This window comes from Allobosea sp. R86505 (genome assembly GCF_042466375.1).
In the GTDB taxonomy this organism is placed as follows: Bacteria; Pseudomonadota; Alphaproteobacteria; order Rhizobiales; family Beijerinckiaceae; genus Allobosea.
The window spans coordinates 4468527-4485222 of record NZ_JAXHPY010000001.1; the positions used below are offsets into that span (position 1 = coordinate 4468527).

The following is a 16696-nucleotide window of genomic DNA, read 5'->3' on the forward strand; positions in this document are numbered from 1 at the left end:
CGATCTATCGTCCTCCGCCAGCCTGGCCGTCACGGCCGCCATGCATCGCAGACCTGACACCCGTCATGGCCGAGTCGCAAGCGCTCCCGCCTCGGGGCCTTCTAGCCACCGGCTGCGGGGTTCGGCAAGGGCCGGGGTGGCGCGCCTCAGCCGGAGGGGGGGCGGGCCGCGCCGAAGCCGAGGAGCGGCCGGGTTTTGCCGGAGCGCGGTCGCTCGCCGGTCGGCGGGTCGTGACGGGTTCCTCGGGGGTGCCGACGCTGCGCAGCGTCGCCTTGGGCCGGCCGCTTTTCGCAGACGGCGCCGCCGCAGGCCGTGATCTGGCCCTGCTCTTCGCTCCGATTCCCGGCGGCACGATCTCCAGGGGCGCCATGTCGATGCCCGACAGCGCGTCGAGATAGCGCTGCGTCCACCATTCGATATCCGTCGCCTCGATGGTCGCATAAAGCCGCTCGAAGCGACGGATCCGTTCCGATTTGGGCATGGCGAGCCCGGTGCGGATGGCCTCGGCGACCTCGTGCAGATCGTAGGGGTTGACGATCAGCGCCTCGCCCATCTGGTGGGCAGAGCCCGCAAAGCGGGACAGCACGAGAACGCCGGGATCGGCAGGGTCCTGCGCCGCGACATATTCCTTTGCGACCAGGTTCATCCCGTCCCGCATCGGCGTGACGAGGCCGACCTGGGCGCGGCGGTAGAAGCCGGCCAAGGCGTTGCGCGAATAGGCCTTCTTCACCACGCGAATCGGCGTCCAGTCGAACTCGCCCAGCGCCGCGTTGAGGCGGCCGGCGACCTCATCCGACTGCCTGTCGAGTTCGGCGTATTCCGGCACGTCCGTGCGCGAGGGCGGCGCGATCTGGAGCAGACCGACGCGACCGCGCTGGTCGGGGTGACTGCGCAGGAAGTGACCGAAAGCCTCCAGTCTCTGAACAATGCCCTTGGAGTAGTCGAGGCGATCGACACCGATCACCAGCTTGCGCTCGCCCAGCGACTGGCGCGTCGTCTTCAGTGGTGTCGTCGCCGAGCGAACAGAGGCCGCCGCGAGCTTGCGGAAGGCTTCGACATCGATGCCGATGGGGAAGGCCTGGATGATGGTCTCGCGTCGCCCGACGCGGACTTTGCGCCCATCGCTGCGGGCGCCGCTCATCGCCGAAAGACAGCCGATCAGGTTCGAAACGTCGGTCGCCGTCTGCAGGCCGACGAGATCATAGGCCATCACGGTGCTCGCCAGCGTGGAGGCAAAGGGCAACGCGCCGAACATCTCGGCCGGCGGCCAGGGAATGTGGTGGAAATAGCCGATCCGATTGGTGACGCCCCGACGGCGGAGTTCGGCGGCCAGCGGGATCAGATGATAATCGTGGATCCAGATGATGTCGTCCGGCTTCAGCAACCCCATCAGCGTCTTGGCGAAACGTCGATTGACCGCCAGATAGCCGGCATAGTCCGTCCGCGAGAACTCCGTAAGGCCGAGACGATAATGCATCAGCGGCCACAGGGCCCGGTTCGAGAACCCGAGATAGTAGGACTGGCGTTCCGCCTCCGTGAGGTCGGTCACCGCATAGGTGACGTTGCCACGCTCGACCACCGTCGGTGCCGCCGTCGCCTCCTTCACGTTTCCGCTCCAGCCGAACCAGAGGCCTCCATGCTTCTCCAGTGCCTCGCGCAGCGCCACCGCCAATCCACCGGCGGCGGCCTTCTCGCTCCGCTCGGGAATGGTGACACGGTTCGAGACGATGACGAGGCGCATGGTGGCAGTGGTCTCCTGTGGTGGTTCTCCCTGCTGCCGCAATGATCCGAAATCGGCAGGAGGGTCAGGAACAGAACGCCTGCCGCGGCGTAATGTTTCGATCGAACCGCGGACGATTCCGGCATCGCGACGGCCAAGCTGTGGACAGAAGAAGGCGGCGCGATCGACGAAATGTCAAATCGCAATGTTGATAAGGTACGCGTCTCACGCCTACCAATAGCCGACGCAGGAATGCAGCGGACTTCGCCCAGAGGCCAAAATCTCTTTAATTCGAGCAGGCTATTGCAATGATCTTGAGCGACCCCCCTCCCGAGCAGCATCTCGCCCCCTGGGCCCTGGACGATCGGGACATCGCCCTGTTCCTCGACTTCGACGGGACGCTCGTCGAGATTGCCCCCTCGCCTGCGGATGTGCGGCTGGACCGTCGCGTTCCAGCGGCGCTCGACACGCTCCGAAGCCGGTTGTCGGGCGCGCTGGCGCTGGTATCCGGGCGGCCGATCTCCTTCCTCGATTCGGTGCTCGAGCCCTACAGATTCGACATCGCGGCGCTGCACGGCGCCGATATCCGTCTCGGGGGCCGGGTCCAGGCGCAGGTCGGGCCGTCGCCCGAGATGCGGCAGGCCGTGCGCGATCTGGTTCGCTTCGCCAACAGCCATGTCGGCATCATCGTGGAGGACAAGGACATCTCGGTCGCCCTGCACTGGCGCCTGGCACCGCAGGCGCATGACGAGGCGCTCGACCTGATGCGCGCCATCGCGGAACGGATGGCCCCCCTCGTCAGGCTGCAGGAAGGCAAGGCCGTTGCCGAGTTGGTTCCCGCGGGCGCCAGCAAGGGGACGGCGATCGCGCAGCTCATGGCGACGCCGCCCTATGCCGGCCGCGTGCCCGTCTTCATCGGCGACGACGTGACCGATGAACACGGCTTCGAGGCGGTGAACGCCCTTGGCGGCCTTTCCATCCGCATCGGCGATGGCGAGACGCGCGCCGATCTGCGACTGGCCTCGCCGACCGCGCTTCGTGCCATACTGCTGGGCGCCGCCGAGCGCGGCAGCCTGACGGCCTCCAGTTTCTTTCAAGGATGACGATGACTGTTTCGACGATGCCTGCGGGGCCCCATTCGGCCTCGCTCGACCTCGGCGTGATCGGCAATTGCTCGATCGCCGCGCTGATCGACCGCCGCGCCCGGATCGTCTGGGGCTGCTTCCCGCGCTTCGACCGGGACCCCGTCTTTTGCGCGCTGATCGACAACCAGCCCGACGATGGCGACGCGATGCCGCGCAAGGGCGTGTTCGCGATCGAGCTGGTCGGTATGACGCGCTGCGAGCAGAGCTATCTCGACAACACGGCGATCCTGTCGTCGGTCCTGTCGGACGATCACGGCAACGCCATCGAGATCCTGGATTTCGCGCCGCGCTTCGTGCGCTATGAGCGCTTCTTTCGACCGCCGCAGATCGTGCGCCGTGTGCGCCGGATTTCGGGACGGCCCCGCATTCGTGTCGTCGTCAAGCCGGCGCTCGGTCTCGGCGAGGGTGCCGACGAGGTCACCCGCGGTTCCAACCATGTGCGCTTCGTCGGAGCCGACCAGACCGTCCGGCTGACGACGGACGCGCCGATCTCCTATGTCGTCGACGGCGTGCCCTTCGCCGTGGAGCGCCCCTTTTCCTTCTTCATCGGCTCGGACGAGGCCTTGCGCGCCGAGATCGAGGAAACCTCGCGCGAGTTCCTGGACAAGACGACCGACTACTGGCGCGACTGGGTGCGCTCTCTCTCGCTGCCTTTCGAATACCAGCGCGAGGTGATTCGTGCCGCAATCACGTTGAAGCTCTGCGCCTTCGAGGAGACGGGTGCGATCGTCGCAGCCCTGACCACCTCGATCCCCGAGGCGCCGGGAACGCAGCGCAACTGGGACTATCGCTACTGCTGGCTGCGCGACGCCTATTTCGTCGTTCATGCGCTGAACCGGCTCGGCACGACCCGGACGATGGAGGATTATCTCGGCTTCATCACCAACATCGTCGACAGCTTCACCGAAAGCGGCGCCGAGCATCTGCCGCCGCTCTACCCGATCACACGGGGCGGCACGCTGCGCGAATTCGAGGCGCCGACGCTGTCTGGCTATCGCGGGCATCAGCCCGTGCGCTTCGGCAACGGGGCGGCGATCCAGATCCAGAACGACGGCTACGGAGCGGTCGTTCTGGCAGCGACCCACGCCTTCTTCGACCAGCGCCTGATCCAGCCCGGCAAGGAATCGCTGTTCGCGCAGCTCGAGCGGATGGGCGAACTGGCCATCGCCTATTTCGACAAGCCCGATGCCGGCCCCTGGGAACTGCGCGAGAAGGAAGCGGTCCATGCGTTCTCCAGCGTCATGTGCTGGGCGGCCTGCGATCGTCTGGCCCGCATCGCGACGACGCTCGGCCGCGCCGATCGGAGCGAGTACTGGGAAGAGCAGGCCGCGCGGCTCAAGACGGTCATCCTCGACAACATCTGGAATGCCGGAAAGGGCCATCTGGTCTCGACCTTCGGCGGGGAGGACCTCGATGCGACGCTGCTGCTCATCGCGGAGCTGGGATTCCTCAAGGCCGACGACCCGCGCTATGTCGCGACCGTCGAGGCGATCGGCCGCGACCTGACGCGCGGCGACCTGCTGCTGCGCTACGCGACGCAAGACGATTTCGGCTACATGCACACCGGCTTCCTGATCTGTGCCTTCTGGTATGTCGATGCGCTGCACGCGATCGGCCGGCGCGAGGAGGCGAAGGCCCTGTTCGGCCGCATCCTGCAGCGGCGCAACAGCTTCGGCCTCTTGTCGGAGGATGCCGATCTGGAGACGGGCGAACTCTGGGGCAACTTCCCGCAGACCTATTCCCATGTCGGCCTGATCAACTCGGCGATGCGGCTGAGCCGCAACTGGGAAGAGGCGTTCTGACGAAGATCCCCCCAAAGGCTACAAGCGTCATGCTCGGGCCTGTCTCGAGCTTCCCCGTCTTCCACTCGGGGCTCGACCAGCGAAGACGTGGATGGTCGCCACAAGGGCGACCATGACGAAGAGGAGGCGCCCGACCGGCCTCACTCCATCAGCTTGGCCGCGCGCATCACCGACAGCGCCAGAACCTGCGCGGCCGGCACGATGCTCTCGACCTCGAGGAACTCGTCGGGCGTATGCGCCATGCCGCCGATGGGGCCGACGCTGCAGAGCGTCGGGCAGCCTTGGGCCGCGGTAAAGCCCGAATCGGCGCAGCCGCCGGTGAACTCTGCAATGGTCGCGATGCCGAGACCTGCGGACGCCGAGCGATAGGTCTCGAACAGCTTCTGCGAGTCCGGTGTTCCTTCCAGCGGCAGGAACTCGCCCTTGATCGAGAGCACGGCGCCGGTGCCCGCGACGATCGGCGTTTCGACGAAGCTGCGGATGGCGTCGACCAGTTCGCTGCGCTGGGCGGCGGTGACGTAACGCAGGTCGATCTCGCACCATGCATGGGGGGCGACGGTGTTGACCGTCTGGCCACCGCCGATCAGCCCGACATTGACCGTGACGCCCTTCGCCAGATCGGTGAGGCCCTGGAGCTTGGGAATCTTGTGGCCGAGATCGACAATGGCCGAGGCGCCCTTCTCGTAATTCGCGCCGGAATGGGCCGGCTTGCCGGTGAATTCGGCCCGCATGAAGACACCGCCCTTGCGGCCGCTGGTGACCGATTGCCGCCGGTCCTTCGCGAAATCGCTGCCGACCGGCAGGCGGCTCGGCTCGGCGTTGAAGACGCAGCGCGATTCGCGCGCCGCCGCCTCGATCACCGGGCGCGAGGAGGGCGAGCCGATCTCCTCGTCGCTCGTCGTCAGCATCGTCAGTGGGGCGGAGAGGCCGCCGCATTCGGCGAAGGCCGCGGCGACGAAGGCCTCGATGACGAGCCCCGCCTTCATGTCGGCGACGCCCGGCCCATAGGCGCGGCCATCCTTGATCGAGAACGGCCGGCGCACCGGCTCGCCCTTGGGAAAGACGGTGTCGCGGTGGCCGAGCAGCAGCACCGGGCGCTGGTCGTTGGCGGTGGGGTTCGGCAGACGCGCCTTGACCGCATCGCCGTAGCGGCCATCGGGAATGATCTCGACCTCGAGCCCGTTGCGCTCATGGAAGCGGGCGAGGACCTGCCCGGCGCGATCGACGCCCTCCTTGTCGTAGGAACCGGAATCGGTATCGACCATCTCGCGCAGCAACGCGACCATCGCCTCCTTGCGGTCGGCGAGCCAGGCCACGACCTTGGCTTCCTCGGGGGGCATCGCGCTCATGGTTGCTCTCATGGTTCCGGACGGGACTAGTCCGGAGCTTAGACAAGGTGCCTGCAGACCGGAAGCGCGTCGCTGCGAACGGGGCTGCGCAAAAAGCGTGGACCGCCTATTTCGGCGCCGCCATTTTCCGGATGAGCGCGTCCCGCGCGGCACGAGCCTGGGCGCGCAACGCCTCGTCATCGGGTGTTCGGACCGGCTGTTCGAGCGCCTTGGCGTAATAGCCCAGCGCCAGTTGATCCGAGGCGATCTCGGCATAGAGATCGCCGAGCCGCTTGTTGGCGAAAAGGGCGGCATCGGGCCTCCCCGCCGCGTCCTCGAACGCACCGATGGCGCCCGGTACGTCACCATTGCTGCGTCTCAGTTCGGCCAGTGCCCGCAGAATCCGGGCGTCGTCGCCGCGCGCCGTGCGGGCCGCTTCCGCATCGGCCAGCGCCGCCTTGAGATCGCCCTGCCCGTTGCGCGCCTCAATGCGGATCAGCAGAGCGTCCGCATCGTTCGCCGCGACCGCCAGATGCGCTGTCGCATCCTCGACGGCGCCACCGAAATTGCGAAGCCCGAGCCTCGCCTTCGCACGCAGCAGAAGCAGGCCGGGCTCCGGGGCGGGAGCCGCAAGGGCAAGGCCGGCGAAGCGCTCGGCGGCGGGCAGATCGCCCGTGGCCAGGTTGATGCGCGCGGCGAGCGCCTGCCAGCGCGGCTCGTTGGGCTCGATGCGCAGCGCCATGGCGATATCGGTCAACGCAGCCGGGTTGTCGGCGGCGAGGGATAGCCTCGCGCGTTCGCCATAGGCGCGTGCGCGATCAGGCATGCGCCGGATCGCCTCGCTGAAATCGGCATGGGCGGCCCGGGACTGGTTCAGCTGAACACGCGCGAGCCCGCGATACAGGAACAGATTCGCCATGTGCCCCGGCGTGATACCCATGCTCGCAGCTTTGAGAGGGATCGCGACCGTCTCGTCGATTGCGGCGGTCAGGTCAGCAACCGCTTCGAGGGCATTCCCAAGTTGGGCGGAGGCAATCCCGCGGACGGCGCTGGCACCGCTGTGGGCGCGATTGGAGGTGAGTGCGGCCGAAGCGATTTCACGTGCCGCAGCCGCATCGCCACGAGCGAGCAGGGTCCGCGCGCGCAGCGCCTGACGCGTCGTCTCGTTGCCGAGATGGCCCTGCGGCTGACCATCGAGGATGGCCAACGCTTCATCGGTGTTGTCGGTTTCGATGAGGGCGATGACGAGATCATCGTCATTGAGAAACCGGCGGCGGTCATCGGGCACCACCCGCCGGATTTCTCTGAGGTCTGCCAGCGCCTCTGCGGCGCGGCCGGCCATCAGCTGCATTGTCCCGCGCATTTCGAGGGCATAGGGAGCCGCCCCCTCGCGCTTCAGGATCTCGGTCAGGTCCGCGATGGCCGCCTCGTAATCGCCCTTGCCCTGAGCCGCCGTCGCACGCGTCAGCAGGGCTTCCGCGTACGCCGGTGCCCCGGGCGACGCACGACGCACGGCGCTGTCGGCGTCCGCCCAGGCCCGCTCATAGGGTTTCAGATCGGCATCGTAGCGATAGGTCGCCATGTGCGCGTAGGCGCGGGCGATCGTCGCCGGGAGGTGATCCGGCGCCGCGGCAACGGCGAGATCAAGATCGCCCAGTTGCTCGGGGAAAGGGCGCGCCCGCGAGCGCAGGATCAGCCGGTCGGCCTTCTGCTGCGGCGAGGTCGCGGTTTCCACCAGGCGGTCGCAACTGGCAAAGCGCAGCGGATCGTCACGCTTGTCGCAACGGGCCTTCAACTCGGCTTCGTCGAGATCGGTGACGAGGATCGGCTTGGGCTTGTCGAGTTCGACGACACGGGCGGCATGGCGGGCGCGGGAGGCGATGTCGTAGGCCATCTTCGCATCGGTGCGCGCGGCTGAGGCCGCGAGGACCGCGCGGGCCGCCGCTTCGTTGCCCGAAGTCAGCAGAATGTCGGCCTTGAGCTCATGGGCGTCGAACAGCGACGGGTCGAGTTCGATCGCCTTGTCGGCGTCGGCGGTCGCCGCAGCGACATCCTTCATCGCCAGCCTGATCGCGGCGCGCGTGGCATAGGCGCGGCCATTGCGTGGGGCCGCCTTGATCACCGTCTCGGCGTCCGCCAGCGCCCCCTCGAGGTCCCGCCGGGCCAGACGCGCCCGGGCGCGGATTTCGGTGAGGCTGGACTGGGTCGGAAAGGCCTCCAGCCCCTCCGTCGCCTCGCGGATCGCGGGATCGAAGGTGCCGAGATAAAACAGGCTGCGCGCTTTGGTGACGAAGGCCTCGGGGCTGCGAAAGCCGGCGGCGCGGGCCTTGTCGATCTGCTGGATGGCATCGCCATAACGGCCGGTCGAATAATGCAGCAGCCCGACCATGTAGGCGCTGCGGGGATGGTCCTTCTGCCAGAACAGGCCTTGGCGGAGGTCGACGCCCGCCCCGGCGAAGTCATACTGCAACATCTTCAGGTAGCCACGATTGGCGTAGTTGTCGGCGTCGAAGGGAGCCATCTCGATCGCCGTGGTGAAATCGGCCATCGCGCCTGCGTTGTTGCCCAGGCCGAAGCGGATCTGGCCGCGGTCGCGATAGAGCGCCATCGCCTTGGGCGCGAGCACGATCGTCTCGCTGTAATCCTTCTCGGCCTCGGCCAGGCGGTTGAGGGCCCAGTAGGCCTGGGCGCGGCTGAGCAGCGCCGTGGCCTTCGCCTTGCGGTCTCCGCGCCCCTTGATGATCGTGGTGCAGGCGGCGATCGCGCGCTCGGTCTTCTCGGCCCTGCAGAGCGCGACGGTGTCGGCCTTCTGGGCGAAGGCCTGCGTGGGAGAGAATGCCAGGGCCGCGACCAGTGGCAGCGCGGCGAGCGATGCGATCCGTGAGAACGAGCAGGCCATCGACCACCCTCCCCTGCCGACCATCGCTGGCTGACGCTGAGGCATCTTAGCAGAGGCGACCCCGACCGTCATGCCGCTTCGCGCGGCAGGCGGCGCCTGGCTGCGAGCGGCCGTCGCGGGCGCGCGCCCAACCCGGCCGCCGCTCAGGCTTCCGGCTCCAGCAGCATCAGATCGGTGTCGTCCGGCTTCGCGCCGGCCGCGGTCAGCATGGCGTGGACCTGCCCGCGGTGGTGGGTCTGGTGGTTGAACAGCTGGACGACCAGCAGCGCGCGCGGCTTGCGCATCTCGCGCTGCGTCGCGCCGGAAAACCAGACGAGATCGCCGGCCAGCCATTCAACCGACATGTCACGCGCCCATTCAGCGATCGTACCGTCGAAGGCCTGCCGCTGGGCGACGAGATCGTCCCAGTCGGCGACGAGGTCGGCTGATTCATGAATGCGCTGGGTCGGCTTGGGCGTGCCGGCAAAGCGCGAAAGCCACATCCGGTCGCCCCAGAGCAGATGGCAGAACGTGCCGTGGATCGAACCGAAGAAGGCGCCGCGATCCTGCCGCCGCGCCGCGTCGTCGAGCGTCGATGCCGCCGTGAAGAGGCTGCGGTTCTGCCAGGCGTTGTAGCGCGCCATGGTGCGGACATAGCTCGTGTCGATCATGGCAGGCCCGATCAAATAATGTTGGTTTCCAGCAGCGGCTGCCCGGCGACGATACGCTCATGACCGAGATCGGACAGGTCGAGGCTGCGATAGCCGCCATGCAGGATGTGCTCGGCGAGACCGCGCCCGACCGCCGGCGCCTGCTGCAGGCCATGACCGGAAAAGCCGTTGGTGAGGTAGAGACCCGAGAGGCCCACCGCAGGGCCGACGATGGCGTTGTGGTCGAACTCGTTCATGTCATAGGGGCCGGCCCAGGCCCGGCCGGGCCTGATCAGCTCGAAGGCCGGGATACGGTGGGCGAGCGCCGGCCAGACGACCTCCTCGAAGAAGCCCCAGTCGACATCCTCGACATCCACGTCGGTCTCGATCCACTCCCGGTCCTGCTCGGGCGTCAGCGGCGAACAGCTGCCGATGAAGAGCTGGCCGTCGCTGCCGCGCTTGCCCTCGGGGCGGCACCAGGCGCCGCTGCGGTCGATCAGCAGCGGGCAGTTGTCGACCTCGCCCTTGCAGAGGAACGAGAAGACGTAGCGCTTCATCGACCGCACGGGGATCTCGATGCCCGCCGTGGCGGCGAGGCGGGCACCATGCGTCCCTGAGGCGTTCACCGCCGCGCCGCAGGCGATACGGCTGCCATCGGCGAGTTCGACGGCGGTGATACGGCCCTGTTCGACGATGTAGCGGGCCACCTCTCCCTGTCGGTATTCGACACCCAGTGACCGCGCCTTCTTGCGAAAGGCTTGCAACACGGCCCAGCCGTCGAACCAGCCTTCGCCGCTCACGCCGAAGCTGCCGCAGGCGATGTCTTCCATGTTCATCCAGGGAAATTTGCTGCGCAGCATGGGTGCAGCATAAAGCGCAATATCGGCCCCCTCGGCCGCCTGCAGCGCCTGGTTGGCGGCGAGCACGGGAGCCCCTTCCTCACCCGCCAGATAGAGATAGCCGCCCTCGTGCAGATCGATGACCGGCGCCTCGCCTTCGACCGCGAGCCGGGTGCCGATGTTGCGCAGGAAGTCGATGCCGTGCAGCGAGATCCGGATGTTCACCGCGCTCGAATATTGCTGGCGGATCGATGCCGCGGAGAGGGCCGAGGCGGCGTAGCGATAGGTCGGATCCTTCTCGACGACGACGATCCTGCCCTTGAAACCCGGATCGGCGGCAAGATGGTAGGCGACCGAGGAGCCGAGGGCACCACCGCCGCAGATGACGACGTCGGCGGTTTCGGACGAAGACGACATGGCGGCATCCGGGCTGACCAGGGCGCGCTCGCCGCACCCTGTTGGTGAACTGGGCGCATGAATGGCGTGAGCGTTTGCGGTTGTCGAGTCAGGCCGTGGCGGCGCATTCGCCCAGCAGCCAATCGCGAAAGGCGAGGACGGCCGGGAGGTCTGCGCGGGTTTCCGGGTAGACGAGGTAATATCCCTCCGCTCCCGTCACCGGCCTGTCGAACGGAATGACCAGTGCGCCGGAGCGCAACTCCTCCTCGATCAGGAAGCGGGGGACGATCGCCAGACCCAGCCCGGCGACGGCCGCCTGGGAGACCATGGCGAACTGCTCGAAGCGCGGCCCCATCAGGGCGCGCTGCGGCGGCAGGCCCTGCTGTTCGAGCCAGTCCGCCCAGGCGCGCGGACGCGTCGATTGCTGCAGCAGCGGCGCGCGCAGCATGTCGCCCGGCGCGCGGATCCCGAGCCGGGCGACCAGCGACGGCGCCGCGACGGGAACGATCTCTTCCCCCATCAGCCGGTGAAGCCGCGCTCCTGCCCAGAGCGGATCGCCAAAATGGATGGCGGCATCGAGCGGCTCACGAGCGAAGTCGAAGGGCACGAGTTTCGTGGTGAAGTTGATGGTGATGCCGGGGTGTGCCTCGGTGAAGCGCGGCAGGCGCGGGATCAGCCAGCGCGTGCCGAATGTCGGGAGAATGGCGAGGTTCAGAACACCGCCGGCGCCCCGGAACGCCATGGTCGAGACGGTCGCCGCCGCCAACCGCGAGAGGCCGTCTCGAATGTCGGCCGCATAGGCGGCACCGGCCGGCGTCAGCGCGACGCGCTGCCTTGCGCGCTGGAACAGGGCGACGCCCAGCACCTTCTCGAGATGGGCGACCTGCCGGCTGACGGCGCCCTGCGTCAGGTTCAGTTCCTCCGCCGCGCGGGTGAAACTGCCATGGCGCGCCGCAGCCTCGAAGGCCGCCAACGCGGACAGCGACGGCACCGTGAGGCGTCCTGGCACGATCTCGAGGTTCATGAGCCCTCCTCATCAAGTCGTGAGAACATATCGGTTGCCCGCCTAGTGCGTAAGGGGGCATTCTCCGGTGTCAGGCTCAGATTTGGCCGAGCTCAGACCAGGACGCATCATGACCACCAGTCTCCCCCAGGACGCGCTCGCGCTGCTGAAACGCCTCGGCGTCACGGACGCCGCCTTCGCCGCTGCCGGCCTCGCCGCCCGCTCGCCCATCACGGGCGAGAGCGTCGCGACGCTGCGTGAGACGAGCGCCGCCGAGGCGGAGGCCGCGATCGGCCGGGCGCATGCCGCCTTCCTGGCGTGGCGCAAGGTGCCAGCGCCGCGCCGCGGCGAGTTCGTGCGCCTGCTCGGCGAGGAATTGCGGGCCGCCAAGGACGATCTCGGCCTGCTGGTGACGATGGAGGCCGGCAAGGTCACCTCGGAGGGCCTCGGCGAGGTCCAGGAGATGATCGACATCTGCGATTTCGCGGTCGGCCTGTCGCGGCAGCTCTACGGCCTGACGATCGCGACCGAGCGGCCCAACCACCGCATGATGGAGACCTGGCATCCGCTCGGTGTCTGCGGCGTGATCTCGGCCTTCAACTTCCCCGTCGCGGTCTGGTCCTGGAACGCCGCACTCGCCTTCGTCTGCGGCGACAGCGTGGTCTGGAAGCCTTCCGAGAAGACCCCGCTGACGGGCCTTGCCGTCCAGGCCATCGTCGAGAAGACGATGAAGCGCTTCGGCCCCGAGGCTCCCGCCGGCCTGTCGGAGGTGCTGATCGGCGGTCGCGAGATCGGCGACATTCTGGTGCTGGATCACCGCATCCCGGTCGTCTCGGCCACGGGCTCGACCCGGATGGGCCAGGAGGTCGGCCAGAAGCTCGCCGCCCGCTTCGCCCGCGCCATCCTCGAACTCGGCGGCAACAACGCGGCAATCGTCGCGCCGTCGGCCGACCTCGACCTCGCGCTGCGGGGCATCGCGTTCGCGGCGATGGGCACGGCCGGGCAGCGCTGCACCACGTTGCGCCGCCTCATCGTGCATGAGAGCGTCCATGACGCGCTGATCCCCAAGCTCATCAAGGTCTATGGTTCGGTGACAATCGGCGACCCGCGTGAGGCGGGTGTGCTGGTCGGCCCGCTGGTCGACGAGGCCGCCTTCAAGGGCATGCAGGCCGCGCTGTCGGAAGCCAAGGCTGCCGGCGGCACCGTGCATGGCGGCGAGCGCGTCACGGTCGGGACGGGGGGCTTCTATGTCCGCCCGGCGATCGTCGAGATGCCCGCGCAGACCGGCCCGGTCGCGCGCGAGACCTTCGCGCCGATCCTCTACGTCATGAAGTACAAGACGCTCGACGAGGCGATCGCGATCCAGAATGCCGTGGGCGCCGGGTTGTCCTCCTCGATCTTCACGCTCGACATGCGCGAGGCCGAGACCTTCATCTCGGGCGAAGGCTCCGATTGCGGCATCGCCAACGTCAATATCGGTCCTTCGGGGGCCGAGATCGGCGGGGCCTTCGGCGGCGAGAAGGAAACCGGTGGCGGCCGCGAAGCCGGCTCCGACGCCTGGAAGGCCTATATGCGCCGGGCCACGAATACGCTCAATTACGGCACGACATTGCCGCTGGCGCAGGGCGTCAGCTTCGATGTGGATGCGTGATCCAACAGCACGTCATTCTCGGGCGAAGCGCAGCGCAGACCCGAGAATCTCTTGGACCAGTCCGCTGGCTTCCGAGATGGTCGGGTCAAGCCCGACCATGACGCAGGAACCTTGAGGGAGACGACCATGGCCGAAGCCGCCCGCAGCCACAGCACGAGCCACAAGCTGGCCGAGTTCACCTGGGACGACGCCTTCCTGCTCAACGAGCAGCTGACCGAGGACGAGCGCCTGATCCGCGACACGGCGCGCGACTTCGCGCAGGAGAAGCTGCAGCCCCGGATCTCGGAGGCCTATCTCGACGAGAAGACCGATCGCTCGATCTTCAACGAGATGGGTGCACTCGGCCTGCTCGGCGTGACTGTCCCGGAAGAGTATGGCTGCGCCGGCGCCAACTACGTCTCCTACGGGCTGGTGGCGCGCGAGGTCGAGCGCGTCGATTCCGGCTATCGCTCGATGATGTCGGTCCAGTCCTCGCTGGTGATGTATCCGATCTATGCCTATGGCGACGAGAGCCAGCGCAAGAAGTACCTGCCCAAGCTCGGCTCTGGTGAATGGGTCGGCTGCTTCGGCCTGACCGAGCCCGATGCCGGCTCCGACCCGGCGGGCATGAAGACCCGCGCCGAGAAGGTCGCCGACGGCTATCGCCTGACCGGCTCGAAGATGTGGATCTCGAACTCGCCGATCGCCGATGTCTTCGTCGTCTGGGCGAAGTCATCAGCGCATGACAACCAGATCCGCGGCTTCATCCTCGAGAAGGGCATGAAGGGGCTGTCTGCGCCGAAGATCGGCGGCAAGCTCTCGCTTCGCGCCTCCATCACCGGCGAGATCGTCATGGACGGCGTCATCGTTCCGGAAGAGAATCTGCTGCCGAATGTTTCGGGCCTGAAGGGTCCGTTCGGCTGCCTCAACCGCGCCCGCTATGGCATCTCCTGGGGCGTGATGGGCGCGGCCGAGGACTGCTTCCACCGCGCGCGCCAGTACGGCCTCGACCGCAAGCAGTTCAACAAGCCGCTCGCCCAGACGCAGCTCTTCCAGAAGAAGCTCGCGGACATGCTGACCGAGATCTCGCTCGGCCTGCAGGGCTCGCTGCGCGTCGGCCGGCTGATGGACGAGGGCAAGATGGCCCCGGAGATGATCTCGCTCGTGAAGCGCAACAATTGCGGCAAGGCGCTCGACATCGCCCGCCAGGCCCGCGACATGCATGGCGGCAACGGCATCTCGATCGAGTACCATGTCATGCGCCACGCCGCGAACCTCGAGACGGTGAACACCTATGAGGGCACGCATGACGTCCACGCGCTGATCCTCGGGCGGGCTGTGACGGGCTTGCAGGCGTTTTTCTGAGCGTATCCGGCAGCCGTCATGCCCGGGCTTGACCCGGGCATCTCGTCCCGCGTGAACTTCCCCGGAGATGGTCGGGTCAAGCCCGACCATGACGTCGAGCCAAAGGCGCCATGACCGTCACACCTCCCCTCGCCGGCCTGCGCGTCCTCGAACTCGCGCGCATCCTCGCCGGGCCCTGGATCGGCCAGGTGCTGGCCGACCTCGGCGCCGATGTCGTCAAGGTTGAGGCGCCCGAGGGTGACGACACCCGCAAATGGGGGCCGCCCTTCGTCGAGGGCACGGGCGAGGAGCACCTGTCGGCTGCCTATTTCCACTCGGCCAATCGCGGCAAGCGCTCGATCACCGCCGATTTCCGCACGCCCGAGGGCCAGGCGCTGGTGCGAAAGCTCGCCGCCCATGCCGATGTCGTGGTCGAGAACTTCAAGGTCGGCGGCCTTGAGAAGTACGGGCTCGACGCGGCCTCGCTGCGCGCGGCTTATCCCCGCCTGATCTATTGCTCGGTCACGGGCTTCGGCCAGACCGGCCCCTATGCGCCGCGCGCCGGCTACGACTTCCTGGTCCAGGGCATGGGCGGCGTGATGTCGCTCACCGGCGAGCCCGAGGGCGCGCCGATGAAAGCGGCTTATGCGACGGCGGACATCTATACCGGGCTCTATGCCACGATCGGTATCCTCTCGGCGCTGCGGCGCCGCGACGCCACCGGAGAAGGCGCGACGCTCGACATGGCGCTGCTCGACAGCCAGATCGCCGTACTCGGCAACCAGGCGCTGAACTATCTCGTCTCGGGCCAATTGCCGGCGCGTCTCGGCAATGCGCACCCTAATATCGTGCCCTATGACGTGTTCCCGGTCGCGGACGGGCACATCATCATCGCCACCGGCAATGACGGGCAGTGGCGCAAGCTCTGCGAGGTGCTGGGCGAGCCGGCGCTGGCGGACGACCCCGACTATGTCGACAACCGCTGGCGGGTGAAGAACCGCGTCGCGCTCACCGAGAGGCTGCATGCGCTCTGCCAGCGTTACACCAAGGCCGATCTGCTGGCGGCTTTGGAGAGGGTCGGCGTGCCGGCCGGCCCGATCAATGCGGTGGACGAAGTCTTCGCCGATCAACAGGTGATCGCTCGCGGCGTGCGCGTCGATCTCGCCAGCACCGAAGCAAAGGGTGGCGCGATCCCGACCGTCGCCTCGCCGATCGTGATGGACGGCGTCCGGCAGGTCTCGCCGCGCCCGAGCCCGCGGCTGGGCCAACATGCCGACGAGATTTTGAACGATCCGGCCTGGGGCGGAGCCGCTCGGTGAGCGCGTCACCAGAGGCGGCGCGCGCCGAGGGCGTCGAAGGCGGTGTCGGAGGCGACGACTGTCAGGTCCTCGATGATCGCTTGCGCCGCCAGCATGCGGTCGAAGGGATCGCGTGGCTCTCCTCGGATCGAGCCGGCGAACAGCGCATGGCGATGGGACAGCGGCAGCAGCACGAAGCTCTCATCGGCGCAGCGGCGGTCGAACTCCTCCACCAGCAAAGCGGCCTCGGGCAATTTGCCGATCCGCAGCTTCGTCGAAAGCTCCATGGCCGTGATCGCGCTGACGAAGGCGATTTCAGCGCGGGTGATGGCTGTCCGTGCGGCGCGACTCAGGCTCGCGCTGTCATTCGCCCACCAGATGAGCGTCGAGGTATCGAGCAGAAGCCTCAATCGCCGTGGCCTTCCCAAAGCCGCAGTTCATCGTCCGGCAGCGGGTCGAAAAACTCCGGCCCGATATCGATCAGGCCCTGCATGCGGCCCGGCCGACGCGCCGGCATGACCTCCGGCTGCACCGTTTCAATCGGCACCAGCCGCGCAATTGGCTTGTCGCGTCGCGAGATCACGACCTCCCCACCCTTCTCGACCTCTTCGAGCAGGCGGGAAAGATGGGTCTTGGCTTCGTGGACGGTGACGCGCGTCATGG

General features: G+C 67.5%; 13 protein-coding genes. 5 read left to right on the forward strand and 8 right to left on the reverse strand.

The genetic code is table 11. The annotated features are described in order from the left end of the window. Nucleotides 1-4 precede the first annotated feature (4 nt). A complete protein-coding gene (locus SJY11_RS21575) occupies nt 5-1741 on the reverse strand; it encodes an alpha,alpha-trehalose-phosphate synthase (UDP-forming) (RefSeq protein ID WP_465247442.1) in 1737 nt (578 codons plus the stop codon). A gap of 293 nt (nt 1742-2034) precedes the next feature. Between SJY11_RS21575 and otsB the strand changes: the two genes are divergently transcribed. Together otsB and SJY11_RS21585 are read left to right on the forward strand one after the other, a co-directional pair. Continuing rightward, nucleotides 2035-2823, forward strand: a complete 789-nt coding sequence (gene otsB / locus SJY11_RS21580) for a trehalose-phosphatase (RefSeq protein ID WP_376988787.1) — start codon at nt 2035-2037, stop codon at nt 2821-2823. 2 nt (nt 2824-2825) lie between these two features. Further along, nucleotides 2826-4667 carry a glycoside hydrolase family 15 protein gene (locus SJY11_RS21585; protein ID WP_376988788.1) on the forward strand — a complete coding sequence of 614 codons (1842 nt, stop codon included), beginning with the start codon at nt 2826-2828 and terminating at the stop codon, nt 4665-4667. 140 nt (nt 4668-4807) lie between these two features. Here the strand turns inward: SJY11_RS21585 and SJY11_RS21590 are convergent, their stop codons facing one another. The 5 genes from SJY11_RS21590 to SJY11_RS21610 form a co-directional block, all read right to left on the reverse strand. Beyond that, nucleotides 4808-6007, reverse strand: a complete 1200-nt coding sequence (locus SJY11_RS21590) for a M20 family metallopeptidase (RefSeq protein WP_376989389.1) — start codon at nt 6005-6007, stop codon at nt 4808-4810. Nucleotides 6008-6122: 115 nt separating this feature from the next. Then, nucleotides 6123-8894, reverse strand: a complete 2772-nt coding sequence (locus SJY11_RS21595) for a tetratricopeptide repeat protein (RefSeq protein WP_376988789.1) — start codon at nt 8892-8894, stop codon at nt 6123-6125. A gap of 143 nt (nt 8895-9037) precedes the next feature. Continuing rightward, nucleotides 9038-9544, reverse strand: coding sequence for a DinB family protein (locus SJY11_RS21600; protein WP_376988790.1), 507 nt, complete (start codon nt 9542-9544; stop codon nt 9038-9040). An 11-nt stretch (nt 9545-9555) separates the two neighbouring features. Then, nucleotides 9556-10779 (reverse strand): NAD(P)/FAD-dependent oxidoreductase, encoded by a 1224-nt coding sequence (locus SJY11_RS21605; protein ID WP_376988791.1) that lies wholly within the window; start codon nt 10777-10779, stop codon nt 9556-9558. An 88-nt stretch (nt 10780-10867) separates the two neighbouring features. Further along, entirely contained in the window at nt 10868-11782 is a 915-nt protein-coding gene (locus tag SJY11_RS21610) for a LysR family transcriptional regulator (protein ID WP_376988792.1), read from the reverse strand. 109 nt (nt 11783-11891) lie between these two features. Between SJY11_RS21610 and amaB the strand changes: the two genes are divergently transcribed. The 3 genes from amaB (at nt 11892) to SJY11_RS21625 (ending at nt 16054) form a co-directional block, all read left to right on the forward strand. After that, entirely contained in the window at nt 11892-13412 is a 1521-nt protein-coding gene (amaB, locus tag SJY11_RS21615) for an L-piperidine-6-carboxylate dehydrogenase (RefSeq protein ID WP_376988793.1), read from the forward strand. Between the two features lie 126 nt (nt 13413-13538). After that, a complete protein-coding gene (locus SJY11_RS21620; protein ID WP_376988794.1) occupies nt 13539-14756 on the forward strand; it encodes an acyl-CoA dehydrogenase in 1218 nt (405 codons plus the stop codon). Nucleotides 14757-14866: 110 nt separating this feature from the next. Further along, a complete protein-coding gene (locus tag SJY11_RS21625; RefSeq protein WP_376988795.1) occupies nt 14867-16054 on the forward strand; it encodes a CaiB/BaiF CoA transferase family protein in 1188 nt (395 codons plus the stop codon). A 5-nt stretch (nt 16055-16059) separates the two neighbouring features. On the opposite strand, the gene SJY11_RS21630 is transcribed toward SJY11_RS21625, so the two are convergent. Together SJY11_RS21630 and SJY11_RS21635 are read right to left on the reverse strand one after the other, a co-directional pair. Continuing rightward, nucleotides 16060-16443 (reverse strand): type II toxin-antitoxin system VapC family toxin, encoded by a 384-nt coding sequence (locus SJY11_RS21630; protein WP_376988796.1) that lies wholly within the window; start codon nt 16441-16443, stop codon nt 16060-16062. Beyond that, nucleotides 16440-16694, reverse strand: coding sequence for a type II toxin-antitoxin system Phd/YefM family antitoxin (locus SJY11_RS21635; protein WP_291828787.1), 255 nt, complete (start codon nt 16692-16694; stop codon nt 16440-16442). Before SJY11_RS21635 ends, SJY11_RS21630 begins: the two co-directional genes overlap by 4 nt. Nucleotides 16695-16696: the final 2 nt, after the last annotated feature.